The organism is Stenotrophomonas sp. PS02298, from assembly GCF_029959445.1.
Taxonomy (GTDB): Bacteria; Pseudomonadota; Gammaproteobacteria; order Xanthomonadales; family Xanthomonadaceae; genus Stenotrophomonas.
This window is the reverse complement of sequence record NZ_JASCOR010000341.1, coordinates 1-386: the sequence shown is the minus strand read 5'-3', so window position 1 is coordinate 386 and position 386 is coordinate 1. Positions and strand designations below refer to the sequence as shown.

The 386-nt window shown below is 55.2% G+C and carries 1 tRNA gene; it reads left to right on the top strand.

The features are described 5' to 3' along the window. Nucleotides 1-138 precede the first annotated feature (138 nt). Nucleotides 139-225: transfer RNA gene (locus QMX78_RS21510), tRNA-Leu, on the top strand. Nucleotides 226-386 lie beyond the last annotated feature (161 nt).

Genomic DNA, 386 nt, shown 5'->3' with positions numbered 1-386 from the left:
ATGCTCGGCAGAGGCTCTATCGGTAATGCCATTGCCGAGCATGGCTCGGCACTACAGTTGATCTTTCGCGTCGTGAAATTTCTTCACACAAATCGTTGACAGTTTTCTTCACACTCGGCACAATTCGTCTCCTGAGTCGCCCAGGTGGCGGAATTGGTAGACGCACTAGCTTCAGGTGCTAGCGGGGGCAACTCCGTGGAGGTTCGAGTCCTCTCCTGGGCACCATGACTCAAACGAAACAACCCGCGAAAGCGGGTTTTTTTGTGCCCGCAGTTTTTACCTGTAGTGCCGAGCCATGCTCGGCATGAGGCTTTACCGACAATCCCAACCGGTAGTGCCGAGCCATGCTCGGCAGGGGCTTTACCGGTAAGGCCATTGCCGAGCAT